Here is a 25,473-nt window from a genome sequence, read left to right on the forward strand (position 1 = left end):
TGGCTCAAAACAGTGAAAATCGCCAAAGTATACCTTGTACAGCGGTTAAGGTTAACCGGCGATTGTTCGTGCAAAACAGAAAGCCGTAATGATTTCATCAGGCTGACCTTTCGCAGCGAAAAAATCTGCTCGCGAACTGCGATTTTTATGCCGAAAAGCTGTATTCACGAACAACAAGCTGGTAGAATCCTGCGCCATCACTACGTAACGTAGCGTCGCCACATTAACGGCGCTTATTTGCACAAATCCATTGACAAAAGAAGGTATAGAGGGCATATTCCTCGGCCTTTGAATTGTCCACATAGATCATATTTGGGAGTTGGACCTTGGCTAATATCAAATCAGCTAAGAAACGTGCCGTACAGTCTGAGAAGGCTCGTAAGCACAACGCAAGCCGTCGCTCTATGATGCGTACCTTCATCAAGAAAGTATACGCAGCTATCGAAGCTGGCGACAAAGCTGCTGCGCAGAACGCATTTAACGAAATGCAACCAATCGTGGATCGTCAGGCTGCTAAAGGTCTGATCCACAAAAACAAAGCAGCGCGTCATAAAGCAAACCTGACCGCGCAGATCAACAAACTGGCTTAATCGCCGCTTGTTGTTGCTTGTTTTAAAAGAACCCGCTTAACGCGGGTTTTTTTATGTCTTCAGATTGCCGGTGGCGTAAACAGCGCCGAGTAGTCACGGTTACAGATTCGCTGTACCGCGGGGTGCTGAATCATTCTTTCGGCAAATATGGCGTGATACTCCTCCATCACGTTATCCACTCTGCCTATCTCCGTAATCTTGTCATCCGAATAGAGATCGTGCGCGTAGAGCGTCGGCGCAACAAAGATGGCGTTATGCGCTTCACCAAAGGCTTTCATCAGCGCCGCATCGTCGAACTCACCGAGGATTTCCACCTTCAGCCCCTGGGAATTAAACCAGTTCAGCAGCTTGCGTCCGAGCATGGAACGTCTTCCCGGCACCAGCAGGCGACGCTCTTCCAGGCAGGCCGGGAAGGGTTTCTCCGGCGGCGGATTAATGCACCAGAAGCTCACGCCGCATTCCCCAATCTTCACCGAGAACAGCCCTTCCTGCTGCGTGGAGTCAATCGGGCAGTCCGAGATAATCATGTCCAGCTTATGCTGGCTTAGCTGTTCCAGCAGCATCTCGTGAGTGGATTCAAAGCAGCGAAGATGAATTTGTTCATCTTCAACCACCGCCGCGTCCAGCACGCCGCTCACCAGCCGTTTGGACAGCGCATCCGCCACGCCAACATCAAAGAGCAGGTTCGACTCTTTGCGGTAGTTGACGATATCCAGCATCTCCTGGCTCAGGGTGAACATCTTGTCCGCGTAGCGGAAAACCAGTTCACCCAGTTCGCTGGGTTCAATCCCACGCCCCTTACGCTTGAACAGCTTGCCCTGCAAACGCTCTTCCAGCGCCTTAATTTGCCCGGTGATGGTTTGCGGCGTCAGGTAGAGCGCCTCTGCCGCCCCGACCACCGATCCCTGTTTATAGACGTGCCAGAAATAATAAAGATGGTTGTAATTCAAATGAGACATCGCGTCTTCTCTCCCTGAGTGTGTATCGGGAGAAGGATCGCCTCCTCCCGGTGTTCCGTTATGCCTGGACGGCCTGTCCGGACAATTTTACCTTCAGCAAGGTATAACCGATTACCGCGGCCAGTAATGACCCGATAAGAATGCCGAGTTTCGCCCAGACGATCAGCTCAGGCGCATGCGCGCCAAACGCCAGCGTCGAGATAAAGATCGACATCGTAAACCCGATACCACACAGCACGCCGACGGCCATAATCTGCTTAAACGTGGTGCCGTGCGGCAATGACGCCAGCTTCAGTTTCGTCGCCAACCAGCAGAAGAGACTAATACCCAGCGGCTTACCGATAAACAGCCCGGCAACAATGCCCAGCGGCAGCACGGACGTTAGCCCGTCCAGCGTCACCCCGCCGAGGGAAACGCCCGCGTTGGCAAACGCAAACAGCGGCAGGATCATAAAGGCGACCCACGGGTGCAGCACATGCTCCAGCTGTTTGGCAGGCGACTTGCCGTCCTGCGGCTTCAGCGGCACGAAGAAGCCGACGATCACCCCAGCCAGCGTGGCATGCACGCCTGATTTCAGCACCGCCGTCCACAGCACCATCCCCACGAGGATGTAGATACCGATGCGGCGCACATTAAAGATGTTCAGCAGCGCCAGCACCGCAATCGCCCCGGCAGCCACGCTCAGGGACAGGATCGACAGATCGCTGGTGTAGAACAGCGCGATAATCACAATGGCGCCAAGGTCATCAATAATCGCCAGCGCCATCAGGAAGATTTTCAGGGCTACCGGCACGCGGCTTCCCAGCAAGGCCAGCACCCCGAGCGCAAAAGCGATATCCGTCGCAGCCGGGATCGCCCAGCCATGACGTGCGATCGGATCCTGCCAGGTGAACGCCAGAAAGAGCAGCGCCGGCACCACCATCCCGCCGAGCGCAGCAATGACCGGGAACGCCGCACGCTGGCGGCTGGCAAGCGAACCCAGCACCAGCTCACGCTTAACCTCAAGCCCCACAAGCAGGAAGAACACCGCCATCAGCGCATCGTTGATCCACAGCAGCATGTTCTTGTTGATTTCCAGCGCCCCGACCTTCAGTTCAACGGGAGTTTCCAGAAAAGCATGATACAGATCGCGGGTCATTCCGACGTTGGCCAGTACCATCGCGGCCGCAGCAGCCATAATCAGGATCACGCCGCCGGATGCCTCACTGCTAAAGAAACGGTGTAGTAATTTCACTTTAGTTCTCTCTTTTACAACAATACCTCGATAAAACCATAATACCAAGCCAGATAACTCGGCAAAAACAGATTAATATTGAGTATAGATTCAGTTTAACCGAGCAATACCGACAAAAAGAAAAAGCCCGGAATCGCTTCCGGGCTTTTGCGGATGAAAACCAGCTGATCGATTAGCGGGTCAAATCATCGAAGAATTTTTTGACGCCATCGAAGAAGCTTTTGGAACGCGGGCTGTTTTTCTCACCCGTCGGGCCACCAAAGCTTTCCTGCAGCTCTTTCAGCAGCTGTTTCTGCTTGTCATTCAGGCCAACCGGCGTTTCCACGACAACACGGCAAAGCAGGTCGCCCTGCGCACCACCACGAACGGATTTAACGCCTTTACCGCGCATGCGGAACAGCTTACCGGTCTGGGTCTCGCCCGGGATCTTCAGATTGACGCGACCATCCAGCGTCGGTACTTCAATTTCGCCACCGAGTGCCGCCATCGCGAAGTTGATCGGCACTTCACAGTACAGGTTGTTCCCTTCACGCTCGAAAATCGCGTGCTGCTTCACCTGCACCTGAACGTACAGATCGCCTGCTGGTGCGCCGTGTTCGCCTGCTTCACCTTCGCCCGCCAGACGGATGCGGTCACCCGTATCGACGCCAGCTGGGATCTTAACGGACAGGGTCTTGGTTTTCTCAACGCGACCGTGACCGTGGCACTTGGTGCACGGATCTTTAATCAGCGTACCGCGACCGTGACAGTGCGGACAGGCCTGCTGTACCGCGAAGAAGCCCTGACGCATCTGCACCTGGCCGGAGCCGTGACAGGTTGGACAGGTCTGCGGCTGCGTACCCGCTTTCGCACCGCTGCCGTGGCAGACGTCACACTCTTCCAGCGTCGGAATACGGATCTCTTTGGTGACGCCGCGAACGGCCTCTTCCAGCGTCAGATCCATGTTGTAGCGCAGATCCGCGCCGCGCGCCGCGCGCTGACGACCACGACCGCCGCCGAAGATGTCGCCAAACACATCGCCAAAGATATCGCTGAAGTCAGCGCCGCCGCCAAAGCCGCCGCCACCGAATCCACCGCCGCCCATGCCGCCCTGTTCAAAGGCTGCGTGACCGTACTGGTCATAGGCCGCACGTTTTTGTGCATCGGTCAGGACTTCGTAGGCTTCTTTGATCTCTTTAAATTTGGCTTCAGCCTCTTTGTCACCCTGATTACGGTCCGGGTGGAATTTCATGGCCAGGCGCTTATACGCCTTTTTGATTTCACGCTCTTCCGCAGTTTTCGGAACGCCTAAAATCTCGTAATAGTCTTGCTTTGCCATTGGTTTTTTTAAGCCCCTTAACATGCGAGCACGGGCGTGGAGAGTTCTCCTACGCCCGTGCCGATTAATTACCCTGCATCAGGGCGATTATTTTTTGTCTTTAACTTCTTCGAACTCAGCGTCGACAACGTCGTCGTCTTTCGCGTTGTTCGCCGAAGCGTCAGCGCCCGCCTGCTGCTGTGCGTGCTGCTGCTGAGCAATTTCCATCAGCTTCTGGGAAGCCTGTGCCAGCTCCTGCATCTTCGCTTCGATGTCCGCTTTGTCTTCGCCTTTCAGAGACGTTTCCAGTGCGCTCAGTGCAGCTTCGATAGCAGTTTTGTCTTCCGCTGGCAGCTTATCGCCGGCTTCTTCAACCTGCTTACGGGTGCTGTGCAGCAGATGGTCACCCTGGTTACGGGTCTGAACCAGCTCTTCGAACTTACGGTCGGATTCCGCGTTAGCTTCGGCATCGCGAACCATTTTTTCGATTTCTGCTTCGTTCAGGCCAGAAGATGCCTTGATGGTGATCTTCTGCTCTTTACCGCTGTTTTTGTCTTTCGCAGACACGTGCAGGATACCGTCAGCATCGATGTCGAAGGTGACTTCGATCTGCGGCATGCCGCGCGGTGCCGGGTTAATACCGTCCAGGTTGAACTGACCCAGAGATTTGTTATCCGCCGCACGCTTACGCTCACCCTGCAGCACATGGATGGTTACCGCAGACTGGTTGTCTTCAGCGGTAGAGAACACCTGGCTGTGCTTGGTTGGGATGGTGGTGTTTTTGTTGATGAGCGCAGTCATCACACCGCCCATGGTTTCGATCCCCAGAGACAGCGGGGTAACGTCCAGCAGCAGTACGTCTTTCACTTCACCGGTCAGTACGCCACCCTGAACCGCAGCACCAATTGCCACCGCTTCGTCCGGGTTAACGTCTTTACGTGGCTCTTTACCGAAGAACTCAGCCACTTTCTTCTGCACCATTGGCATACGGGTCTGGCCACCAACGAGGATAACGTCGTTGATATCAGACACGGACAGGCCAGCGTCCTGCAGAGCAACTTTCAGCGGCTCGATAGAACGGTTCACCAGGTCTTCTACCAGGCTTTCCAGTTTCGCACGGGTCACTTTGATGTTCATGTGTTTAGGACCGGTCGCGTCTGCGGTGATGTACGGCAGGTTCACGTCGGTCTGCTGAGCGGAAGACAACTCGATCTTCGCTTTCTCAGCGGCTTCTTTCAGGCGCTGCATCGCCAGCGGGTCGTTACGCAGGTCAATGCCCTGATCTTTCTTGAACTCGTCAACGAGGTAGTTGATCAGACGGGTATCGAAGTCTTCACCACCCAGGTGGGTATCACCGTTGGTTGCCAGAACTTCGAAGGTTTTTTCGCCGTCAACTTCGTCGATTTCGATAATAGAGATATCGAAGGTACCACCACCCAGGTCGTAAACCGCGATAGTACGGTTGCCAACTTCTTTATCCAGACCGTAAGCCAGTGCAGCCGCGGTTGGTTCGTTGATGATACGTTTTACTTCCAGACCTGCGATACGGCCAGCATCTTTGGTTGCCTGACGCTGAGCATCGTTGAAGTAGGCCGGAACGGTGATAACAGCTTCAGTTACTGGCTCACCCAGGTAATCTTCAGCGGTTTTCTTCATTTTTTTCAGCACTTCAGCAGAGATCTGCGGTGGTGCCGTTTTGGTGCCTTTCACATCAAGCCATGCATCGCCGTTATCTGCTGCGATGATTTTGTAAGGCATGATGGAAACGTCACGCTGAACTTCTTCGTCCTGGAAGCGGCGACCGATCAGGCGTTTAATCGCAAACAGCGTGTTTTGCGGGTTTGTCACTGCCTGACGTTTAGCCGGCTGACCAACCAGAGTTTCACCATCCTGGGTATAAGCAATGATAGAAGGCGTGGTGCGATCGCCCTCGGCGTTCTCCAGCACGCGTGCAGTAGTGCCATCCATAATCGCTACACAAGAGTTGGTAGTACCCAGGTCGATACCAATAATTTTACCCATCTAAACGTCTCCACTAAAAATTCAGTCAACATGTGGTTGTGTACCTGTAATAAGGGCAGAACGTGCTTTTTCAACTGCCCTGATTTGATTTTTTTCAGGTCCACACACTGCGGTTGACTACAAGATGGGGTCGCAACGTCATCCATCAAGGGGGAACGATAAAAAAAATTTTAATTTCACCCTGATGAGATCATAGACGCCATCGATTGCGCCCATTATGATGCCGCGCCCCGTCAGGGAGAACTGACGCGGGTTTAACCATTTCACCATATTAATGATGATTTTTTTGAGGACTTATGGGCAACACTAAGTTGGCTAATCCGGCTCCGCTGGGCCTGATGGGTTTTGGCATGACCACTATTCTGCTGAACCTGCACAATATCGGGATGTTCCCGATGGATGGCATCATCCTGGCGATGGGCATTTTTTACGGCGGTATCGCGCAAATCTTCGCGGGCCTGCTGGAATATAAGAAAGGCAACACCTTCGGCTTAACCGCCTTCACCTCTTACGGTTCTTTCTGGCTGACCCTGGTTGCCATTCTGCTGCTGCCTAAAATGGGCATGGCAGAGGCGGCAAACGCCCACTTCCTGGGCGTTTATCTGGGCCTGTGGGGCATCTTCACCCTGTTCATGTTCTTCGGTACCCTGAAAGGCAACCGCATGCTGCAGTTCGTCTTCCTGAGCCTGACCGTCCTGTTCGCCCTGCTGGCGATTGGTCACCTCGTGGATAACGAAGGCATCGTTCATGTTGCAGGCTGGATTGGTCTGGTTTGCGGCGCAAGCGCTATCTACCTGGCAATGGGTGAAGTGCTGAACGAGCAGTTTGACCGCACCGTGCTACCTATTGGTGAAAAACACTGATCCTTCTGTCGTGTCCGCCTCGCGGGCACGACATCCCTTCTTCTGCCCCAGCCAAATCCCTAACCCCAGCCCCATCACCGACAGCGCCAGCACGTACCAGGCCGGAGCCATGGGAGACACGCCCATCAGGACCGTCACCGCAATCGGCGTCAGCCCGCCGAAAATGGCATACGACACGTTGTAGGAAAACGAAATCCCGGTGAAGCGAACCTCTGGCGGGAACGCGCGCACCATCACGTACGGTACCGCCCCGACAACGCCCACGCACAGCCCTACCACGCCGTACAGCAGGAACAACTGTTCAGGATGGCTGCCTGCCAGATGGTAAAACGCCCAGCTTGAAGCGGCCAGTAGCAGGCTGCCGACAATAAAGGTAACGCTGGCACCGAAACGATCTGCCGCCAGCCCGGCGGCCAGACAGCCAAAGCAAAGCATGATTGTCGCGATACTGTTTGCCTGTAGCGTCACGGCAGGGGCGAAACCGTACTGCTTTTGCAGCCAGACTGGGGACATCAATATCACCACCACAATGCCCGCCGAGAGCAGCCAGGTGAGCAGCATCGATACCACCACCGCTTTTTTATGGCGTACCACGACCGCCTTCACCGGCAGCTCCTGCGCCAGCGCTTTACGCTGCTGCATTTCGAGGAAAATGGGGGTCTCCTGCAGCCAGCGGCGCAGGTACATCGCGACCAGACCAAACGCCCCGCCCAGCAGGAACGGAATACGCCAGCCCCAGTCGTGCACGGCCTGCTGCGTCATGCTGGTATTCACAATGGTTGCGACCACCGAGCCGAGCAGGATCCCGACCGTTAAACCCGCCGTTAAGGTTCCGCAGGCGATACCAATGCGGCGCGCCGGCACATGCTCCGCGACAAACACCCACGCGCCCGGCACTTCACCGCCAATCGCCGCCCCCTGCAGGACGCGCATCAGCAACAGCAGCAACGGCGCGAGAATGCCCATCGAGGCATAGGTGGGCAGCAGACCAATGGCCAGCGTGGGTACTGCCATCAGCAGGATGCTAAGGGTAAACATCTTCTTACGGCCGACCAGATCGCCAAAGTGGGCCATGATAATGCCGCCCAGCGGACGCGCCAGATACCCGGCGGCAAAAATGCCGAAGGTTTGCACCTGACGCAGCCACTCCGGGATATCTGCCGGGAAGAAGAGCTCCCCCACCACGGCAGCGAAGAAGACGAAGATAATGAAATCGTAAAACTCCAGCGCGCCGCCTAAGGCCGCGAGCGTGAGGGTTTTGTAATCCTGTCGATTCAGAGGTCGGGTGTTATGTGACATAGCGAACCATTATGCATATATTGTGGATTTATTTTTACAGCGGTCGTAAAGAAAAAATTACTATACCGTAAAACCGTTACCACGCTATCGCCGCTTCAGCTTATGTCACATATTGATTAATTTCAGGAGATTGTTTCGCGACGCGCGTTTTTAGGACGAAAAGCTGCTACCACTTTCTCATCGGTTTCGACATACGGGCCGTCAAGCAACTGTATACAATACGGTACACTTGCAAAGATGCCGTGAACGATGACGCTGCCGTCTTCCGCTTTAAGCCCTTCCAGGGTCTCTTTGATCGACTTCGGCTGGCCCGGCAGGTTCAGGATCAACGCCTGCTTGCGGATCACCCCCACCTGGCGGGAAAGAATGGCCGTCGGAACAAAGTGTAGACTGATCTGGCGCATCTGTTCGCCGAAGCCAGGCATTTCACGATCGGCAATCGCCAGCGTCGCGTCCGGCGTCACGTCGCGGCGCGCGGGGCCGGTTCCGCCGGTGGTTAACACCAGGTGACAGCTCATCTCATCCACCAGCTCACACAGGGTCTGCTCGATGATCGGCTGTTCGTCGGGAATCAGGCGAGTCTGGATCTCAAACGGGGTAGTCAGTGCACTGGCCAGCCACGCTTCCAGAGCGGGGATGCCTTTATCCTGGTAAACACCGCTGGAAGCGCGGTCAGAAATCGACACTAAGCCGATGCGTAAGGTATTCATATCCATTCCATTCAAAGAGTACTGATTAAAGGGAATGATACACGCAGAGAGGGGATTCAGACAGGGGACGAAAGAAGTCGCGTGACCGGGAGCCCGGTCACGCAGAATGATTACAGCAGGTCGCCGATCATTTTTTCCAGTTTGCCCTGGTCAACAGCAAACTTACGGATACCGTCCGCCAGCTTGTCTACCGCCATTGGATCCTGGTTGTGCTGCCACAGGAACTCGGATTCAGTGATGCGCTCTGGGCGTGCTTTCACTTCACCAGTGTAGGACAGTTTACGCTCCAGGGTACCTTCGCTTTCTGCCAGCTCTTTCAGCAGCGCAGGCGCGATGGTCAGGCGGTCACAGCCAGCCAGCTCAATGATTTCACCGACGTTACGGAAGCTTGCGCCCATAACCACAGTCTCATAGCCATGCTGTTTGTAGTATTCGTAGATTTCAGTCACAGAAATCACGCCTGGATCTTCAGCCGGTGCGTACTCTTTCTTATCGGTGTTGGCTTTGTACCAGTCCAAAATACGGCCTACGAACGGAGAAATCAGGTATACGCCCGCTTCTGCACAAGCACGCGCCTGCGCGAAGGAGAACAGCAGGGTCAGGTTACAGTTGATACCGTCTTTTTCCAGCTGCTCTGCCGCGCGAATACCCTGCCAGGTAGAAGCCAGTTTGATCAGGATACGGTCGTTGCTGATGCCCGCGTCGTTGTACATTTTGATCAGACGTTTCGCTTTGGCGATAGACGCTTCGGTGTCGTAGGAGAGACGCGCATCCACTTCGGTAGAGATACGGCCAGGAACCAGTTTCAGGATCTCCAGACCGATGTTCACTGCCAGTTTGTCAGTGGCATCCACAATCTGCTGCGCGCGGTCATTGCTCTGCGCTTTCGCCCAGGTCACTGCGTCGTCAATCAGTTTGCGATACTCAGGGATCTGTGCGGCGTTAAGGATCAGAGAAGGGTTGGTTGTGGCATCCTGCGGCTGGTACAGCTTCATTGCCGCGATATCTCCGGTGTCAGCTACGACAGTGGTGAACTGACGAAGGGAGGTCAATTTATCCGTCATGATAGTGTTTCTCTTTTAACGTGCCCTGGATAATTCACGCTACCGACAGCATGCCTGCAGCGGAAAAATGACAGGTTTACTTGTTAGGGGGATGTAACCGGTCTGCCCTGATGATAACACGACGGAGGGGTAGCGCAACCGCAGACAGTGCGCTTAGGCAGAGTATGATAAACTGGAAATATTAACAGGCTGCTAAGCAACAGCATGCCCAATCAGTGGTAGCGCTTACATATTCACATTGGCATCAACAAGAGGGACGTTAATGCCTGATTTCTTTTTCTTTATTAACGAAGTCCTCTGGGGTTCGATAATGATTTACCTGCTTCTGGGAGCAGGTATTTGGTTTACGCTACGCAGTGGGTTTATCCAGTTTCGCTATATTCGCAAGTTTGGCAGAAGTCTGAAAAACAGCGTTACGCCGCAGCCGGGTGGATTAACGTCGTTCCAGGCGCTCTGTACCAGCCTGGCGGCGCGTCTCGGCAGCGGCAATCTGGCGGGCGTTGCGCTGGCCATCAGCGCCGGTGGGCCGGGCGCGGTCTTCTGGATGTGGGTGACGGCGCTTCTCGGAATGGCCACCTCCTTTGCCGAAAGTTCGCTTGCACAACTCTATAAAGAGAAAGATAAACACGGCCAGTTTCGCGGTGGTCCTGCCTGGTACATGGCGCGTGGCCTGGGGATGCGCTGGATGGGCGTCCTGTTCTCGGTTTTTTTGCTGCTCGCGTACGGCCTCATTTTTAATACCGTCCAGGCAAATTCTGTCGCCAATGCCCTGAGCTACGCCTTCTCCTGCCCGGAGTGGGTCGCCGGTATTGCTTTAGCCCTCATCGTTCTGCTCACCATTTCTGCCGGTCTTAAGGGCATCGCCCGCCTGATGCAGTGGCTGGTGCCCATTATGGCGCTGCTCTGGGTTGCCGCGAGCCTGTTCGTTGCCGCACTGCATCTCGACCAGGTGCCGGGCGTGATTGCCACCATCGTCAAAAGCGCCTTTGGCTGGCGCGAGGTGGCCTCCGGGGTGCTGGGCTACACCTTCAGCCAGGCGCTGATGGCGGGTTTTCAACGGGGAATGTTCTCCAATGAAGCCGGTATGGGGTCAACCCCCAACGCGGCAGCCGCCGCCTCTTCCTGGCCGCCGCACCCGGCCGCACAAGGCATTGTGCAGATGATTGGCGTCTTTACCGATACCATTATCATCTGTTCCGCCAGCGCCATGATTTTGCTGCTGGCAGGCCCCGTCCCACATTCCTCAGGAACCGCCGGGATACAGCTTCTCCAGCAGGCGCTGGTGAACCTGACCGGCGGCTGGGGTGCAGGGTTTGTCTCGCTCATTCTGATCTTGTTTGCCTTCAGCTCGATAGTGGTGAATTACCTCTACGCCGAAAATAACCTTATTTTCCTGAAGCTCGACTCCCGCGCTGCAATCGGAACCCTGCGTCTCGGGGTCGTCCTGATGGTGATAGCAGGCTCCCTGCTCAGTATGCCGCTGGTCTGGCAGCTGGCCGATATCATTATGGCGCTGATGGCGATCACTAACCTCACGGCAATCCTGCTGCTCTCGCCCGTGGTGACCCTGATTGCCAGAGACTATCTTCGTCAGCGCAAACTGGGTGTTCCGCCGGTATTTGATCCCGCCCGCTATCCCGATATTAAGGCGCAGCTTGCCCCCGGCACGTGGGATGATTTGCCGCGGCAATAACAGCTATCGATCAATTCGGGGCGATTTTTTGCTAAAGTCGCTCTAAATTTCCTGCAAGGACTGGATATGCTGATTCTGATTTCACCTGCAAAAACGCTCGACTACCAGAGCCCGCTCGCCACCGAGCGCTATACCCAGCCTGAACTGCTGGACTATTCGCAACAGCTGATCCGCGAAGCGCGTAAGCTCTCTGCGCCGCAAATCGCCTCGCTGATGAGCATCAGCGACAAGCTGGCAGACCTTAACGCGACCCGCTTTCATGAATGGCATCCGGATTTCACCCCTGCCAACGCTCGTCAGGCGATTCTGGCATTTAAAGGCGACGTGTATACCGGCCTGCAGGCGGAAGATTTTAGCGAAGCCGATTTCGATTTTGCCCAGCAGCATCTGCGCATGCTGTCGGGCCTGTACGGCGTACTGCGCCCGCTGGATCTGATGCAGCCCTATCGTCTGGAGATGGGGATTCGTCTGGAGAATGCCAAAGGCAAAGACCTGTACCATTTCTGGGGCGATATCATTACCGACAAGCTGAACGCGGCGCTGCGCGCCCAGGGCGATAACGTGGTGATTAACCTGGCATCCGATGAGTACTACAAGTCGGTGAAGCCGAAAAAGCTGGATGCGGAGATTATCAAACCGGTGTTCCTCGACGAGAAGAACGGCAAGTTCAAAGTGATCAGCTTCTACGCCAAGAAAGCGCGCGGCCTGATGAGCCGCTACATCATCCAGAACCGCCTGACGAAGCCGGAGCAGCTGACCGCCTTCAACAGCGAAGGCTATTTCTTTGACGAGTCGTCGTCGGGGAAAGGCGAGCTGGTGTTTAAGCGCCACGAGCAGTAAAAACAAACCCCGCCGGCTGGCGGGGTTTTGCATTAGTGGTGTTTCCAGTCCGGACCACGATCGTCACGGTGGTCATCGTGGTGATGGTCATCATGGCGATCGTCATGTTTACGATGCTCATCATGGGGACGCCAGTGGTTATCGCGCCAGTCATAATGCGCCTTCCACCAGTCGTGGTCACGCCAGCGGCCGCCGTCCCAGTAATGCCCGTTATTATCCCGGTCGCCAATCTGCAGTTTGACCGCGGGCACGAGGGTGATTTCGGATGCCTGTACCGCCATGGGAGCGACCAGCATCAGTGAAAGCGCAATCAGCACAGGTTTCAGTATAGACATCGGTGACTCCTTATTATCTTTGCCCAACGTGGGCCGATGTAAGGAGAGTACGCGAGGGGAACGGGGGATGTTATTCTCTGCAATCCTAAACGCTAAGTGACCGCATTTATTGGGAATTTCTGCTTTTTCCCTGCTATTTTTCTCCTTAATTTCTCCATAAAAAAAGCCGGGTGGCGCTGCGCTTACCCGGCCTAAGGTTTGTTCGTCTTTGTAGGCCCGGTAAGGCGAAGCCGCCACCGGGCAACACAATCACGCACGCGTCATCATCAGCTTACGCAGCGCGGCAAAGTCTGCCGGCAGCTCATGAGACAGCAGCGGCAGGTCGGCACGCTCGGCCAGCTCTTTTGGTAGCGGCAGCGTTTCGCCCAGAATCGCCTCCACGCTCTCTTTGAACTTCGCCGGATGTGCGGTTCCCAGGAACAGGCCGTATTCACCCGGATTAAGCTGGTCGCGCAGCGCACGGTAGGCAATCGCCGCGTGCGGTTCAGAGGTATACCCCACCGCCTTCAGCTCGCGCATGGTGGATTTGGTGGTCTCGTCCGTCACCGCGGCATAGCCCAGGTCGCCCAGACGCCAGATCTTACGGCGGAACAGCTCTTCCACGCGCGGCCAGTTGTTTGGCTGTGATACATCCATTGCGTTAGAGAGGGTCGCCTGCGTGGCGTTCGGCGCCCACTTCCCGTCTTTCAGGAAGCGCGGCACGGTGTCGTTGGCGTTGGTGGCGGCGATAAAGCGTTTCACCGGCAGACCCAGGGATTTCGCCAGCAGGCCCGCCGTCAGGTCACCGAAGTTACCGCTCGGCACGGAGATCACCAGCTGGTTGCGCGCTTCCTGCGGCAGTTGCGCCACCGCTTCGAAGTAGTAGCAGATCTGCGCCAGCAGACGGCTGATGTTGATGGAGTTGGCGGAGTTCAGACCCAGCGCCACCTTCAGCTCTTCGTCGTCGAAGGCCTGCTTGACCAGCGCCTGGCAGGCATCGAAATCACCGTCAATTGCCACGGTTTCAATGTTGCCGCCGAGGGTGCAGAACAATTTCTCCTGCAGCGGGCTGATTTTACCTTTCGGATAGAGGATCACCACGCGGACGTTTTTCAGGCCGTAGAACGCGTGGGCTACCGCCGCGCCGGTATCGCCGGAGGTTGCGGTCAGGATGGTCACCGGCTTGTCGCCGCTGATGTGGGTCAGCATCTGCGCCATAAAGCGGCCGCCGAAGTCTTTGAACGCCAGCGTCGGGCCGTGGAACAGCTCCAGACAGCCGACGTCAGGCTCAACCTGCTGAACCGGCGCCGGGAACGCGAATGCCGCGCGTACGCGCTCTTCCAGTAGCTCCTGCGGAATTTCATCGCCGATAAACGCGGACAGAATTTTGGTGCTGCGGGTGACAAAATCCTGCTTCAGCAGGTCATCAATATCGGTCAGTTGGAATTCCGGCAGGTCATGAGGGAAAAACAGCCCCTGATTTTTGCCCAGTCCCTGAGTCACCGCCTGCGCGAAGCTGACCTGCTCGTTATGATCTTTAAGGTTATAGAGTTTCATTGATTATCCCAGTACTCGTGCGCCAGCCGTGTCCAGACGGCAAATATGAACAAAGCCTTCCTGATTTTGCAGGTAGTGTTTAGAGAGCCAGTCCGCCACGCGCTGCGCAGTGTCTGCCTTGTCGCACAGGGCGAACAGCGTCGGGCCGGAGCCGGAGATGCCGCATGCCTGCGCGCCGATATCCATCGAGGCTTGTCGCGCCTCGTTAAAGCCGGGCAGCAGCTTCGTGCGGTACGGCTCGGCAATGACGTCCTTCATCAGTTTGGCCGCCAGCTGCGGCTGGCGGGTGTAGCAGGCGTGGATAAAGCCCGCCAGATGACGCCCGTGGGCAATACAGTCCTGACGACGATACTGCGCGGGCAGGATCGCACGCGCTTCCGCGGTTGAAACCTTGATACCCGGATAGGCCAGCACCCACAGCCACTCATCAAACCCTGGCACCTGCTGGCTGATGATGCCATTTTCTTCGATCATCAACTGCATGCCGCCGAGGAAGCACGGTGCCACGTTGTCATAGTGAATGCTGCCGGAGATACGCCCTTCCAGCTCGCCCATTAAGCCCAGCAGGCGATTGTTGTTCAGCGGCTTGCCACAGTGCTCGTTCATTGCTACCAGCGCGGCGACCACCGAACAGGCGCTGGACCCCAGACCCGAGCCGATCGGCATACTTTTTTCCAGCGTCATGGCGACCGGCACGTTTTTGCCGATCTCCTGACAGAAGCGTTCCCAGCACTGATAGACGATATTTTCGCGCGGCTCAGACGGCAGTTTGCTGGCGAAGCGGCCCACGTTGTTCAGGCTGAAGCTGTCTGCCGCTTCCACCGTCACCGTATCACCCAGCAGCGAACCATCCACCGGCGTCACCGCCGCACCCAGCACGTCAAATCCGACGCTCATATTCGCGCTGGAAGCCGGGGCATAAACTTTGACCATGTTAAACTCCTAACTTCCATGACAGGGTACGCAGCAGATCGGCAAACACACCCGCCGCCGTAACATCGTTCCCTGCGCCATAGCCGCGAAGCACCAGCGGCAGTGGCTGATAATAGTGGCTGTAAAACGCGAGGGCGTTTTCGCCGTTTTTGACTTTGTACAGCGGGTCGTTGCCATCCACTTCGGCAATCTTCACCCGGCACACGCCATCTTCTTCAATGTTGCCAACATAGCGCAATACCTTACCTTCATCACGGGCTTTTGCAACGCGCGCGGCAAACGCGTCGTCAAGCTGCGGCAGCCTGGCCATAAAAGCGCCAACATCACCGCTGCTGTCAAATTCTGCCGGCAGGACCGGTTCAATCACGATATCGGAAAGCTCAAGCTCACGGCCCGTTTCGCGGGCGAGGATCAGCAGCTTGCGCGCCACGTCCATACCGGAAAGGTCGTCACGCGGATCCGGCTCGGTATAGCCCAGCTCGCGCGCGGCGCGGGTAGCTTCCGACAGGCTCATCCCCTCATCCAGCTTGCCGAAGATAAACGACAGCGAGCCGGAGAGAATGCCGGAGAAACGCTGCAGTTCGTCGCCCGCGTTAAGCAGGTTCTGCAGGTTCTCGATAACCGGCAGGCCCGCCCCCACGTTGGTGTCGTACAGGAACTTGCGGCGCGACTTGCTCGCCGCCAGACGCAGCTGGTGATAGTAATCCATCGACGAGGTGTTGGCCTTTTTGTTCGGCGTCACCACGTGGAAACCTTCACGCAGGAAGTCCGCGTACTGGTCGGCCACCGCCTGGTTCGAAGTGCAATCGACGATGACCGGGTTAAGCAGGTGATACTCTTTTACCAGACGGATCAGGCGGCCCAGGTTGAACGGCTCTTTTGCCTCCTTCATCTCGGCCTGCCAGTTTTCCAGGTTCAGGCCGTGGACGTTGGTCAGCAGCGCTTTGGAATTCGCAATCCCGCAGACGCGCAGGTCGATGTGTTTCTTCTTCAGCCACGCCTGCTGGCGCTTCACCTGCTCCAGGAGCGCGCCGCCCACGCCACCCACGCCAATCAGGAACAGCTCGATGACCTGATCGGTGTTGAACAGCATCTGGTGAACCACGCGAACGCCGGTGGTGGCATCGTCGTTATCCACCACCACTGAGATAGAACGCTCTGACGAGCCCTGGGCAATCGCCACGATATTGATATTGGCGCGCGCCAGCGCGGCAAAGAATTTGGCGGAGATACCGCGTAGCGTGCGCATACCGTCGCCCACCACGGAGATGATTGCCAGGCGCTCCTGAATCGCGAGCGGCTCCAGCAGCTCTTCTTTCAGCTCCAGATAGAACTCTTCCTCCAGCGCGCGGCGGGCGCGCAGGCAGTCAGCCTGCGGCACGCAGAAGCTGATGCTGTATTCGGAAGAGGACTGGGTGATCAGCACCACCGAAATACCGTTGCGGGACATGGCCGCAAACACGCGCGCCGCCATGCCGACCATCCCTTTCATCCCCGGACCGGAGACGCTGAACATCGCCATGTTGTTGAGGTTGGAGATGCCTTTCACCGGCAGACCGTCCTCATCGGTGCTCGCGCCAATCAGCGTACCCGGCGCCTGCGGGTTACCGGTATTTTTAATCAGGCAAGGGATCTGGAACTGGGCAATCGGGGAGATGGTACGCGGGTGAAGCACTTTGGCGCCGAAGTAGGAAAGCTCCATCGCTTCCTGGTACGACATCGACTTCAGCAGCCTGGCGTCCGGTACCTGGCGCGGGTCGCAGGTATAGACGCCGTCGACGTCAGTCCAGATCTCACAACAGTCCGCGCGTAAGCAGGCAGCCAGCACGGCGGCGGAGTAGTCGGAGCCGTTACGGCCCAGCACCACCAGCTCGCCCTTCTCGTTCCCGGCAGTAAAGCCAGCCATCAGGATCATGTGGTCAGACGGGATTTTGCTGGCAGCGATACGGCGGGTTGATTCGGCAATATCAACGGTAGATTCGAGGTAGTGGCCCACCGCCAGCAGTTTTTCAACGGGATCGATCACGGTCACGCTATGGCCGCGCGCTTCCAGCACGCCGGCCATGATGGCGATAGAGAGTTTTTCGCCGCGACAAATCAGCGCTGCGTTGATGCTGTCCGGGCACTGGCCGAGGAGGCTGATGCCGTGCAGGACGTGTTTAATTTGCGCGAATTCCTGCTCTACGAAGGACTTCAGCTGAGCGTGCGGGAAGCCGGGCAGCGCCTCTGCCAGCCCTTGCAGTAAGTCAGCAAAGATACGCTCTGCGTCGCTGATGTTCGGGAGTGCATCCTGGCCACCGATGGTTTTTTCAATCATCGCCACCAGATGGTTCGTGATTTTTGCCGGGGCAGAGAGCACGGTCGCAACCTGCCCCTGCCTGGCGTTGCTTTCCAGGATATTGGCAACACGCAGAAAACGTTCTGCATTTGCCACTGATGTACCGCCGAACTTCAACACTCGCATGGTTCTACCTCGTTTCCTTTAGCCGAAAAAAAAGCCCGCACTGTTCAGGTGCGGGCTTTTTTCTGTTTTTCCTGTACGCGTCAGCCCGCATCGTTACCTGTGGTAATGATGATGGTTGTGGTAATGGTGGTGATGCTGATGCGTTTCATGGATGTTGTGTACTCTGTCATTATTATCTGTCTGTGCTGTATTCTTTTAGGGTTAAAGGATCGGGCACCTTAAGTCAACGAATTTTTAATTTGATCACAATTCGGGAGACTCTCACGTCCCGCTGTGTGCAGATTTATTTTCATCCGATTCCCCCATGTGCAACCCATCCAGACAGACTTATTCGCCATAGTAAAAACGTATGGCAGTGTTTTACTCGGCCAATTTTTTTTCAATATCGTGCAGCAAACGGTGCAGCATGGCGGTGTCCCGCTGCTCAAGACGCCCCAAACGCTGCTGCAGCCAGTCAGCCATTTTTTGATCGTCCGCCACTCCCAGATGCACGAGCAGGTTTTCTACGCGCGCGCGAAGTGCGGCAAGCTGATTTTCATCGGTTCCTGTATTTTGCGACGGGGGAATTTGTATTAAAGATGCTAATTGATAGCAATACACCATAACCGCCTGGCCTAAATTGAGGGACGGATAATCCGCGACCATCGGTGCCCCCGTCAGCACGTCCGCCAGTTCCAGCTCTTCATTGGTTAATCCGGAATCTTCGCGCCCAAACACCAGCGCCGCTTTATCCAGCCACTGGCTTTTCTCGCTGAGCATCGGCACCAGTTCGGCAGGAGTGGCGTAGTAGTGGAACTTCGCCCGGCTGCGCGCCGTGGTTGCGACGGTAAACGAAATATCGTGCAGCGCATCGGCAAGCGTAGCGTAAGTGGTTATATTATCGAGAATATCTCCCGATCCGTGCGCCACCCAACGGGCGGCTGGCTCCAGATGGACCATGCTGTCCACAATACGCAAATCGGTAAAACCCATGGTCTTCATGGCACGCGCCGCTGCGCCTATATTTTCTGCTCTGGCTGGGGCAACCAGTACAATCGACAGATGCATTTATGCTCTCTTTTTAATCAGTTAGCCGGTAAAAATGTGATGCACTTCAACATATTACGCAGCGCGAATTTACAAAATTGCAACACAAATCACCGAAATAGCGTTTCATAACAAATTAAAAACGCTAAACTATTCTGTGTCTGAACAATCAGTTAGAATGTTAACAGAACACTATTATCCTTATGTTTTATAATGATAATAGCGACATGAATACCCTATTCTGATTGGATTCGCTTCGTTTATAAATCAATGTCCGCAACTAGTTGGTTTATTGAAAAATTGTGACAAAGGCTAGCATTCGGCTACGATGATTTCATCAAACTGTTAACGTGCTACAATTGAACTTGATATATGTCAACGAAGCGTAGTTTTATTGGGTGTCTGGTGTCACTTAGCCTGTTATGTTGCTGTTAAAATGGTTAGGATGACAGCCGTTTTTGACACTGTCGGGTCCAAAGGGAAAGTACCCAAGACCAAGCTAATGATGTTGTTGACGTTGATGGAAAGTGCATCAAGAACGCAATTACGTACTTTAGTCACGTTAAGCCGATCATGTTAATTTGCGACATGCATCAGGCAGGTCAGGGACTTTTGTACTTCCTGTTTCGATTTAGTTGGCAATTTAGGTAGCAAACATGCAGACCCCGCACATTCTTATCGTTGAAGACGAGTTGGTAACACGCAACACGTTAAAGAGCATTTTCGAAGCAGAAGGCTACGATGTCTTTGAAGCGACCGATGGCGCAGAGATGCATCAGATCCTTTCTGAAAATGATATCAACCTGGTGATCATGGATATTAACCTGCCGGGCAAAAACGGTCTTCTTCTGGCGCGCGAACTGCGCGAGCAGGCGAACGTCGCGTTAATGTTCCTGACGGGCCGTGATAACGAAGTTGATAAAATTCTTGGCCTGGAAATCGGTGCGGATGATTACATCACCAAGCCGTTCAATCCTCGCGAGTTAACCATTCGTGCACGCAACCTGCTGTCCCGTACCATGAATCTGGGCACGGTCAGCGAAGAGCGTCGTAGCGTCGATAGCTACAAATTCAACGGCTGGGAACTTGATATCAATAGCCGTTCGCTGATTAGCCCGAACGGCGAGCAGTATAAACTGCCGCGCAGTGAATTCCGCGCGATGCTGCACTTCTGCGAAAACCCGGGCAAGATCCAGTCCCGTGCAGAGCTGCTGAAGAAAATGACCGGCCGTGAGCTGAAGCCGCACGACCGTACCGTAGATGTCACCATCCGTCGTATTCGTAAGCACTTCGAATCTACGCCAGATACACCGGAAATCATCGCCACGATCCACGGCGAAGGGTACCGTTTTTGCGGTGACCTGCAGGAGTAATCCCGCAGTTAACGCATTAAAAAACGGCGCATTTGCGCCGTTTTTTTTATTCCCGCCAAGGCATAATTGGCACCGCGCTGATCGCGTTTTTCGGTGAGCCTTCCACCACTTTATCGGAATAGGCGAGGTAAGCCAGCGTATTGCGTTTGGCATCATAAAAACGCACCACCTGCAGCTTTTTAAACACCAGCGAGGTCCGTTTCTGGAATACCACGTCGCCCTGCGCTTTGCCGTTTTTAATTTTATCGCTTAGCTCAACCGGCCCCACCTGCTGACACGAAATCGCCGCATCGGAGGTGTCTTCCGCCAGTCCCAGCCCGCCTTTGATACCGCCCGTTTTCGCGCGGCTGACGTAGCAGGTGACGTTTTTCACGTCCGGATCGTCAAACGCCTCCACCACGATTTTGTGGTCCGGGCCAAACATTTTGAACACGGTATCGACGGAACCAATCTGTTCCGCCTGTGCAGCGCGCCCGGCCATCAACATCAGCGCGGTGAAGAGCAAAGTCTTGTATTTCATATTGTTACCATTCTTTAAAATTACACTGAGCGATTATTCAACACGTTAGACAAAAATGTAGCAAGATCACAGGATTAGAATATATTTGCCCATAATGCCCTGCAAAAAGCATGAATGCGCAAAAAAAACACTGAATGCTAAAACATCAAAAAATGCTATTATCCGCTAACCTGTTATCAGGCACCTGCTGTTTTAAGGATGAGGATAGTATATGGATCAGGCTGGAATTATTCGCGACCTGCTCACCTGGCTGGAAGGTCATCTCGACCAGCCTTTGTCACTGGATAATGTGGCGGCTAAAGCAGGCTATTCCAAGTGGCATCTGCAAAGGATGTTCAAGGATGTCACCGGTCATGCTATCGGGGCCTATATTCGCGCACGTCGTTTATCGAAATCTGCTGTGGCTCTGCGCCTGACCGCGCGCCCGATTCTGGATATTGCCCTGCAATATCGTTTCGATTCGCAGCAGACTTTCACCCGCGCCTTTAAAAAACAGTTCTCGTTGACGCCAGCGCTGTATCGTCGCTCGCCTGACTGGAGCTCGTTTGGCATGCGTCCGCCGCTGCGTCTGGGCGAATTCGCGATGCCGAAGTATGAAATTATTACCCTGCCGGAAACCCATCTGATTGGCACAACGCAGAGCTACTCCTGTTCACTGGAGCAGATTTCCGAATTCCGTCATCAGATGCGCGTCCAGTTCTGGCGCGACTTCCTGAGCCACGCGCCGGCGATCCCGCCGATCCTGTATGGTCTCAACGAAACGCACCCAAGCCAGGAAAAAGACGACGAGCAGGAGGTGTTCTACACCACCGCGCTGACGCCGGATATGGCCAATGGCTACATTCAGGGTTCGAAGCCTGTCGTGCTGGAAGGCGGCGAATACGTGATGTTCGCCTATGAAGGGCTGGGAACGGGGGTGCAGGAGTTTATCCTGACCGTTTACGGAACCTGCATGCCGATGCTGAATCTGAATCGCCGTAAAGGTCAGGACATTGAGCGCTACTACCCGGCGCAGGATGCCAAACCGGAAGAAGGCCCTATCAATCTGCGTATGGAATTCTTGATTCCGATACGCCGTTAACGCTGCAGTTCGTCAAGCGCAGGGGCATCAAGATGCGAAATGTCCCCTGCCATCTCCACGACCCAACCTGACGCCAGCCACGCGCTTTCCTGATAATCAATTCGGGAAATAGAGCAGTTACGCAGACGCAGACGGCGCTCAGCGTAAGCCGGTAACCCCAGAATGGTGCTCACCAGGCAACCCAACGCAATCCCGTGACTCACCAGCAGCGGACGGCTTCCCGTCGGAAGCTTCAGGCATTCCGCCAGGGCGGCATGCATACGTACGCTGAGCTCCTGCATGGATTCGCCCTCAGGAATACGGCCATCTTCGGTACCGTTCACCAGCGTGCGGCGCCAGCCCTCTTCCGTTTCCGTCAGCGTATCGATATGGCGTTTTTCCAGCACGCCCATATCCAGCTCGCGCAGGCGCGGCTCAAGCATGACGTCACAGCCGCAGGCGTCCGCGATGATGCGCGCCGTCTGTTGTGTGCGACCTAAATCGCTGGTAATCACGTGGGTAATGCCCAGCGTTCTGGCACGCTCTGCCACCTGCCACGCTTGCTGCACCCCCTTCTCAGTGAGAGGACTGTCTGACTGGCCTTGAATACGTCGCTCGGCGTTCCACTGCGTTTCACCGTGGCGAACAAGGTATACCTGTAACATGCTTTTTTTCCGTTATACTGCGATGAGTTTTTTTTGAATCGAGCTTAATTATGCACCATGTTGTCTCTGCTACCACTAATCCTGCCAAAATTCAGGCAATTCTAAGGGCATTTGACGAGATCTTCGGCGCAGGATCCTGCCATATCGAGGCCATCGGCGTCGAGAGTGGCGTTCCTGAACAGCCGTTTGGCAGCGAGGAAACGCGCGCTGGCGCACGGAATCGCGTGGCAAATGCCAGGGCTGCGGCACCGGATGCGGACTTTTGGGTGGCGATTGAAGCCGGTATCGACGAAGGCGCAACCTTTAGCTGGGTGGTGATCGAAAGCCGTGAACAGCGCGGCGAAGCGCGTTCGGCCACCCTGCCCCTGCCGGAAATCATTCTGGAAAAAGTGCGTGCGGGTGAAGCGCTCGGGCCGGTGATGTCACAGTACACCGGCATTGATGAGATTGGCCGTAAAGAAGGGGCGATTGGCGTCTTTACCGCAGGGGCGCTGACGCGTTCAGGCGTTTACCACCAGGCGGTGATCCTGGCATTAAGCCCGTTCCATAACGCGATTTATCGTTAGGTATTTTTCAACAACACCGCTTCCAGCCACTGACGCAGCTCAACGGGCGCCGACTTCAGGCTGTTCGATCCGCGGGTAATCGTTGCGATGCCCGCGCCGAGCTCATTTTTCAGCTCGCGCTGGCTCATCTCGCCGCGCAGTAACTCTTCAATGATCCGCACGCGCGTGCCCAGCGCCTCACGCTCGTCCGGCGTGAGCATCAGCTGCATCAGGGGTAAATGCAAATCCTGCTCGTAAGACTGGCGAAGCAACTCCACAAAACGAAGCCACTCCTGATGACGTTGTTCGGCCATTGCCGAGGAATACGGGGAATGCTGGGTCATGTTATGCTGCCTCTTGTACTCTTTAGCGAGTACAGCATAACACAACCCGCGCCGATCAGTAACGTCTCTGCCACTCGGCATCGCTCATCAGGGTATCTTTCTGCCCCATGAAGTAGCGATAGTAGGCGTCATAGGCCAGCACGTTCTTCACGTAGCCGCGCGTTTCCGAGAACGGGATGCTCTCGACAAACGCCACGGCGTCGATACGTCCGGCGCTGTTGCCGAGCCAGGTGCGCACGCGACCCGGTCCCGCGTTATATGCCGCCGATGAGAAGATGCGATTGTTGCCGAACTGCTGATACACATACTGGAGATAGCTGGTACCGATATTGATGTTGGTATCCGGATCGAGAAGCTGTGACGGGCTGCTGTATCCAGGGATGTTAAACATCTTCACCGTGTGCGTCGCCGTGCCCGGCATGATCTGCATCAGGCCGCTGGCGCCCACCGGGGAACGGACTTTCGGGTTCCAGGCACTCTCCTGACGGGCAATGGCCATCGCGTAGCTTTGCGGAATATCTTTGCCGCGGGTATAGCGTTCGAACAGATCGTTGTACGCCAGCGGGAAACGCTCTTCGAGATGATCCCACAGCTTGCCAGCGATCGTCGCCTGTACGCTCAGATCCCACCAGTGGTTATCAAAGGCATAGCGGGCAAGCTGGGCTTTTTCGTCGGTGGTGCGGCTGGTCACCAGATTCGCCCATTCGCTGCGTGCGGTGTTATCCATATTCCAGTACATCAGCTCGCGAACGCGCGCCATTTCTGGCCCCTGCGTCAGCGCCGGGTTCGCGTTAGCAGGCGCTTTATCAATGCGGAAGGTGTACTCCTCGCCCAGGCGCTGCGCGGCCGCCATCGGATAGAACCCGCGCTGCTGCATCAGCGTATGGAGAATCTCTTTGGCTTCATCATCACGACCGCGCTCCATCAGCAGATCGGCCTGCCAGTAGCGCCATTCGTCTTTCTCTTTGGCCTCCATTGGCAACCGCGCGAGCCAGGTATTGAGCCCGCGACGATCGCCCGTACCCAGCGCCATGCGCACGCGGCGCTCCACCAGCGACGTGGAGTTTGAACGCATAATGGCATCGTCTCGCCAGCGCGCCTGCTCGTCGGTTACATCGGTGCCCATCAGTCGCCACGCCACAATATCGCGCAGCTCCTGGGTTTGCTCCTCATTAAGCTGCTGCGCCTGCACCAGCTGTGGGATCATCAGCCGTGCGTTTTCCACATCGTCACGCGCCACGCTGGCAAAAGCCACCGCCGCCATCTGGCGGGTAAAATCGGTCGCGCCCGTACTGCGGGCAAAGGTCAGCACGCTGTTGGGATCGTTTGCCAGCGAGATAACCGCCGTGGAGATCGTCTGGTAATCGGACGGCATCTGCCCCGCCAGCGTGGTCACCAGCCGCGTGTTGCCTGCCTTCATCGCCAGACGGATGCGCTCAAGATAGGACAGCGGGTCCTGCTTGCCGGAAGCACGCCACGCGCCAAACAGGGAATCACAGGCGTTCGGCTGATTTTTCCCGGTCAGCCAGAGCTCTTTCGCCCCGGCCCAGGCCTCTTCCTGCTGGCCGGTCGCCCATTTTGCGTAGTAGTAGTTACACTGCGCTTCGGTGGTATTCGGCTTTTCTGGGCTAAACGCCAGCAGCCCGCGCCAGTCTTCGCGACGCGCCAGCTCATTAACAAAACGAGACTGGAGATTTCGGGCTGGCGGCAGGGTCGGGTTCGCCTGAATGAAGTTATTCACGGTGACGGTGGGCTGGTTCATGAGATCGTCCGTGATCTGGCGATACTCCAGATACGGATACAGCGGATAATCCTTTAGCGTCGGCATCAGCGCCTGCACGGTATCCATCTGCTTGTTGTCCCACGCCTGTTTAATCTGAGCGTAGCGGTTACGTTGTTCATCCAGTGAATCGGCATGCACCGCCTGGCTTACCGCCATTACGCATACGCTGGCAGCCAGCAGACGCCAGACCACCCGTTTGGCTTTTTCCACAAGCTCTTCCTCATTGTTTTTTCGTCAATTGCAGCGTCTTGCCACGTCAAAGTCTAATTAACTTATGCTAACCAGGCATCCTTCAACGCGCCACGTCATGGACACTTT

General features: G+C 55.6%; 25 protein-coding genes, 1 pseudogene and 1 other annotated feature. Of the genes and pseudogenes, 7 read left to right on the plus strand and 19 right to left on the minus strand.

Annotated elements, in window-relative coordinates; all coding sequences use genetic code 11:
* Positions 1-4 precede the first annotated feature (4 nt).
* Positions 5-211, minus strand: a pseudogene (locus CWR52_RS23415) (DUF2575 domain-containing protein); the annotation flags it as partial.
* 115 nt (positions 212-326) lie between these two features.
* Between CWR52_RS23415 and rpsT the strand changes: the two are divergent.
* A complete protein-coding gene (gene rpsT / locus CWR52_RS08785; RefSeq protein WP_003856458.1) occupies positions 327-590 on the plus strand; it encodes a 30S ribosomal protein S20 in 264 nt (87 codons plus the stop codon).
* Between the two features lie 59 nt (positions 591-649).
* Here the strand turns inward: rpsT and nhaR are convergent, their stop codons facing one another.
* The 4 genes from nhaR to dnaK form a co-directional block, all read right to left on the minus strand.
* The gene (gene nhaR, locus CWR52_RS08790; RefSeq protein ID WP_032660752.1) at positions 650-1,549 is read right to left on the minus strand and encodes a transcriptional activator NhaR; all 900 of its coding nucleotides are present in this window, start codon (positions 1,547-1,549) and stop codon (positions 650-652) included.
* 58 nt (positions 1,550-1,607) lie between these two features.
* Positions 1,608-2,783 (minus strand): Na+/H+ antiporter NhaA, encoded by a 1,176-nt coding sequence (gene nhaA / locus CWR52_RS08795; RefSeq protein WP_104949422.1) that lies wholly within the window; start codon positions 2,781-2,783, stop codon positions 1,608-1,610.
* 172 nt (positions 2,784-2,955) lie between these two features.
* A complete protein-coding gene (dnaJ, locus tag CWR52_RS08800) occupies positions 2,956-4,101 on the minus strand; it encodes a molecular chaperone DnaJ (protein WP_008502040.1) in 1,146 nt (381 codons plus the stop codon).
* 87 nt (positions 4,102-4,188) lie between these two features.
* Positions 4,189-6,102 carry a molecular chaperone DnaK gene (dnaK, locus tag CWR52_RS08805; RefSeq protein ID WP_045907761.1) on the minus strand — a complete coding sequence of 638 codons (1,914 nt, stop codon included), beginning with the start codon at positions 6,100-6,102 and terminating at the stop codon, positions 4,189-4,191.
* Between the two features lie 296 nt (positions 6,103-6,398).
* Here dnaK and satP point away from each other — a divergent pair, with 296 nt between their 5' ends.
* Entirely contained in the window at positions 6,399-6,965 is a 567-nt protein-coding gene (gene satP / locus CWR52_RS08810) for an acetate uptake transporter (protein WP_104949423.1), read from the plus strand.
* On the opposite strand, the gene CWR52_RS08815 is transcribed toward satP, so the two are convergent.
* The 3 genes from CWR52_RS08815 to tal all read right to left on the minus strand — a co-directional run bounded on the left by CWR52_RS08815 (position 6,942) and on the right by tal (position 10,038).
* The gene (locus CWR52_RS08815; RefSeq protein WP_048028554.1) at positions 6,942-8,264 is read right to left on the minus strand and encodes an MFS transporter; all 1,323 of its coding nucleotides are present in this window, start codon (positions 8,262-8,264) and stop codon (positions 6,942-6,944) included. The two genes, satP and CWR52_RS08815, sit on opposite strands and share 24 nt — an antisense overlap.
* 122 nt (positions 8,265-8,386) lie before the next feature.
* Positions 8,387-8,974: a molybdopterin adenylyltransferase gene (mog, locus tag CWR52_RS08820; protein ID WP_008502044.1), complete on the minus strand. Its 588-nt coding sequence runs from the start codon at positions 8,972-8,974 to the stop codon at positions 8,387-8,389.
* A 110-nt stretch (positions 8,975-9,084) separates the two neighbouring features.
* Positions 9,085-10,038, minus strand: a complete 954-nt coding sequence (gene tal / locus CWR52_RS08825; RefSeq protein WP_104949424.1) for a transaldolase — start codon at positions 10,036-10,038, stop codon at positions 9,085-9,087.
* A gap of 262 nt (positions 10,039-10,300) precedes the next feature.
* On the opposite strand from tal, the gene CWR52_RS08830 reads away from it, so the two are divergent.
* Both CWR52_RS08830 and yaaA read left to right on the plus strand, forming a co-directional pair.
* Entirely contained in the window at positions 10,301-11,731 is a 1,431-nt protein-coding gene (locus CWR52_RS08830; protein ID WP_104949425.1) for an alanine/glycine:cation symporter family protein, read from the plus strand.
* Between the two features lie 66 nt (positions 11,732-11,797).
* On the plus strand, positions 11,798-12,571 hold the full coding sequence (yaaA, locus tag CWR52_RS08835; RefSeq protein WP_023334456.1) for a peroxide stress protein YaaA: 774 nt from the start codon (positions 11,798-11,800) through the stop codon (positions 12,569-12,571).
* Between the two features lie 32 nt (positions 12,572-12,603).
* Here the strand turns inward: yaaA and CWR52_RS08840 are convergent, their stop codons facing one another.
* The 7 genes from CWR52_RS08840 to yjjY all read right to left on the minus strand — a co-directional run bounded on the left by CWR52_RS08840 (position 12,604) and on the right by yjjY (position 19,426).
* Complete coding sequence (locus CWR52_RS08840; protein WP_104949426.1) at positions 12,604-12,906, minus strand: DUF2502 domain-containing protein; 303 nt, start codon at positions 12,904-12,906, stop codon at positions 12,604-12,606.
* A 249-nt stretch (positions 12,907-13,155) separates the two neighbouring features.
* Positions 13,156-14,442 carry a threonine synthase gene (thrC, locus tag CWR52_RS08850; RefSeq protein ID WP_104949427.1) on the minus strand — a complete coding sequence of 429 codons (1,287 nt, stop codon included), beginning with the start codon at positions 14,440-14,442 and terminating at the stop codon, positions 13,156-13,158.
* A 3-nt stretch (positions 14,443-14,445) separates the two neighbouring features.
* Complete coding sequence (gene thrB, locus CWR52_RS08855) at positions 14,446-15,375, minus strand: homoserine kinase (RefSeq protein WP_045907756.1); 930 nt, start codon at positions 15,373-15,375, stop codon at positions 14,446-14,448.
* 1 nt (position 15,376) lies between these two features.
* Entirely contained in the window at positions 15,377-17,839 is a 2,463-nt protein-coding gene (gene thrA, locus CWR52_RS08860; RefSeq protein ID WP_104949428.1) for a bifunctional aspartate kinase/homoserine dehydrogenase I, read from the minus strand.
* 24 nt (positions 17,840-17,863) lie between these two features.
* Positions 17,864-17,981 (minus strand) — a sequence feature (Thr leader region).
* Positions 17,920-17,988, minus strand: coding sequence for a thr operon leader peptide (thrL, locus tag CWR52_RS08865; RefSeq protein ID WP_015572623.1), 69 nt, complete (start codon positions 17,986-17,988; stop codon positions 17,920-17,922). It overlaps the preceding feature by 62 nt.
* Before the next feature lie 211 nt (positions 17,989-18,199).
* Positions 18,200-18,886, minus strand: a complete 687-nt coding sequence (locus tag CWR52_RS08870) for a tRNA/rRNA methyltransferase (protein ID WP_104949429.1) — start codon at positions 18,884-18,886, stop codon at positions 18,200-18,202.
* Positions 18,887-19,285: 399 nt separating this feature from the next.
* Entirely contained in the window at positions 19,286-19,426 is a 141-nt protein-coding gene (gene yjjY, locus CWR52_RS08875) for a protein YjjY (RefSeq protein WP_085928893.1), read from the minus strand.
* A 95-nt stretch (positions 19,427-19,521) separates the two neighbouring features.
* Between yjjY and arcA the strand changes: the two genes are divergently transcribed.
* Positions 19,522-20,238, plus strand: coding sequence for a two-component system response regulator ArcA (arcA, locus tag CWR52_RS08880; RefSeq protein ID WP_003856501.1), 717 nt, complete (start codon positions 19,522-19,524; stop codon positions 20,236-20,238).
* 46 nt (positions 20,239-20,284) lie between these two features.
* On the opposite strand, the gene creA is transcribed toward arcA, so the two are convergent.
* Positions 20,285-20,758, minus strand: a complete 474-nt coding sequence (gene creA / locus CWR52_RS08885) for a protein CreA (RefSeq protein ID WP_104949430.1) — start codon at positions 20,756-20,758, stop codon at positions 20,285-20,287.
* A 211-nt stretch (positions 20,759-20,969) separates the two neighbouring features.
* Between creA and robA the strand changes: the two genes are divergently transcribed.
* Complete coding sequence (robA, locus tag CWR52_RS08890; RefSeq protein WP_024907406.1) at positions 20,970-21,839, plus strand: MDR efflux pump AcrAB transcriptional activator RobA; 870 nt, start codon at positions 20,970-20,972, stop codon at positions 21,837-21,839.
* Here the strand turns inward: robA and gpmB are convergent.
* Positions 21,836-22,483 (minus strand): 2,3-diphosphoglycerate-dependent phosphoglycerate mutase GpmB, encoded by a 648-nt coding sequence (gpmB, locus tag CWR52_RS08895; RefSeq protein WP_104949431.1) that lies wholly within the window; start codon positions 22,481-22,483, stop codon positions 21,836-21,838. The genes robA and gpmB overlap by 4 nt on opposite strands.
* Before the next feature lie 50 nt (positions 22,484-22,533).
* Here gpmB and yjjX point away from each other — a divergent pair, with 50 nt between their 5' ends.
* Positions 22,534-23,049, plus strand: coding sequence for an inosine/xanthosine triphosphatase (gene yjjX, locus CWR52_RS08900; protein ID WP_008502058.1), 516 nt, complete (start codon positions 22,534-22,536; stop codon positions 23,047-23,049).
* Here the strand turns inward: yjjX and trpR are convergent.
* Both trpR and sltY read right to left on the minus strand, forming a co-directional pair.
* Complete coding sequence (trpR, locus tag CWR52_RS08905) at positions 23,046-23,372, minus strand: trp operon repressor (RefSeq protein ID WP_047747961.1); 327 nt, start codon at positions 23,370-23,372, stop codon at positions 23,046-23,048. The genes yjjX and trpR overlap by 4 nt on opposite strands.
* Before the next feature lie 55 nt (positions 23,373-23,427).
* Complete coding sequence (gene sltY, locus CWR52_RS08910; protein WP_104949432.1) at positions 23,428-25,365, minus strand: murein transglycosylase; 1,938 nt, start codon at positions 25,363-25,365, stop codon at positions 23,428-23,430.
* Between the last annotated feature and the right edge of the window lie 108 nt (positions 25,366-25,473).

The sequence above is a fragment of the Enterobacter sp. SGAir0187 genome (genome assembly GCF_002952735.2).
Taxonomy (GTDB): domain Bacteria; phylum Pseudomonadota; class Gammaproteobacteria; order Enterobacterales; family Enterobacteriaceae; genus Enterobacter; species Enterobacter quasiroggenkampii.

Excerpts from the sequence above, each read along its gene's own strand:
- nhaR (WP_032660752.1), bottom strand. The coding sequence starts at position 1,549 with ATGTCTCATTTGAATTACAACCATCTTTATTATTTCTGGCACGTCTAT.
- dnaJ (WP_008502040.1), bottom strand. The coding sequence starts at position 4,101 with ATGGCAAAGCAAGACTATTACGAGATTTTAGGCGTTCCGAAAACTGCG.
- dnaK (WP_045907761.1), bottom strand. The coding sequence starts at position 6,102 with ATGGGTAAAATTATTGGTATCGACCTGGGTACTACCAACTCTTGTGTA.
- satP (WP_104949423.1), top strand. The coding sequence starts at position 6,399 with ATGGGCAACACTAAGTTGGCTAATCCGGCTCCGCTGGGCCTGATGGGT.
- CWR52_RS08815 (WP_048028554.1), bottom strand. The coding sequence starts at position 8,264 with ATGTCACATAACACCCGACCTCTGAATCGACAGGATTACAAAACCCTC.
- mog (WP_008502044.1), bottom strand. The coding sequence starts at position 8,974 with ATGAATACCTTACGCATCGGCTTAGTGTCGATTTCTGACCGCGCTTCC.
- tal (WP_104949424.1), bottom strand. The coding sequence starts at position 10,038 with ATGACGGATAAATTGACCTCCCTTCGTCAGTTCACCACTGTCGTAGCT.
- CWR52_RS08830 (WP_104949425.1), top strand. The coding sequence starts at position 10,301 with ATGCCTGATTTCTTTTTCTTTATTAACGAAGTCCTCTGGGGTTCGATA.
- yaaA (WP_023334456.1), top strand. The coding sequence starts at position 11,798 with ATGCTGATTCTGATTTCACCTGCAAAAACGCTCGACTACCAGAGCCCG.
- CWR52_RS08840 (WP_104949426.1), bottom strand. The coding sequence starts at position 12,906 with ATGTCTATACTGAAACCTGTGCTGATTGCGCTTTCACTGATGCTGGTC.
- thrC (WP_104949427.1), bottom strand. The coding sequence starts at position 14,442 with ATGAAACTCTATAACCTTAAAGATCATAACGAGCAGGTCAGCTTCGCG.
- thrB (WP_045907756.1), bottom strand. The coding sequence starts at position 15,375 with ATGGTCAAAGTTTATGCCCCGGCTTCCAGCGCGAATATGAGCGTCGGA.
- thrA (WP_104949428.1), bottom strand. The coding sequence starts at position 17,839 with ATGCGAGTGTTGAAGTTCGGCGGTACATCAGTGGCAAATGCAGAACGT.
- CWR52_RS08870 (WP_104949429.1), bottom strand. The coding sequence starts at position 18,886 with ATGCATCTGTCGATTGTACTGGTTGCCCCAGCCAGAGCAGAAAATATA.
- arcA (WP_003856501.1), top strand. The coding sequence starts at position 19,522 with ATGCAGACCCCGCACATTCTTATCGTTGAAGACGAGTTGGTAACACGC.
- creA (WP_104949430.1), bottom strand. The coding sequence starts at position 20,758 with ATGAAATACAAGACTTTGCTCTTCACCGCGCTGATGTTGATGGCCGGG.
- robA (WP_024907406.1), top strand. The coding sequence starts at position 20,970 with ATGGATCAGGCTGGAATTATTCGCGACCTGCTCACCTGGCTGGAAGGT.
- gpmB (WP_104949431.1), bottom strand. The coding sequence starts at position 22,483 with ATGTTACAGGTATACCTTGTTCGCCACGGTGAAACGCAGTGGAACGCC.
- yjjX (WP_008502058.1), top strand. The coding sequence starts at position 22,534 with ATGCACCATGTTGTCTCTGCTACCACTAATCCTGCCAAAATTCAGGCA.
- trpR (WP_047747961.1), bottom strand. The coding sequence starts at position 23,372 with ATGACCCAGCATTCCCCGTATTCCTCGGCAATGGCCGAACAACGTCAT.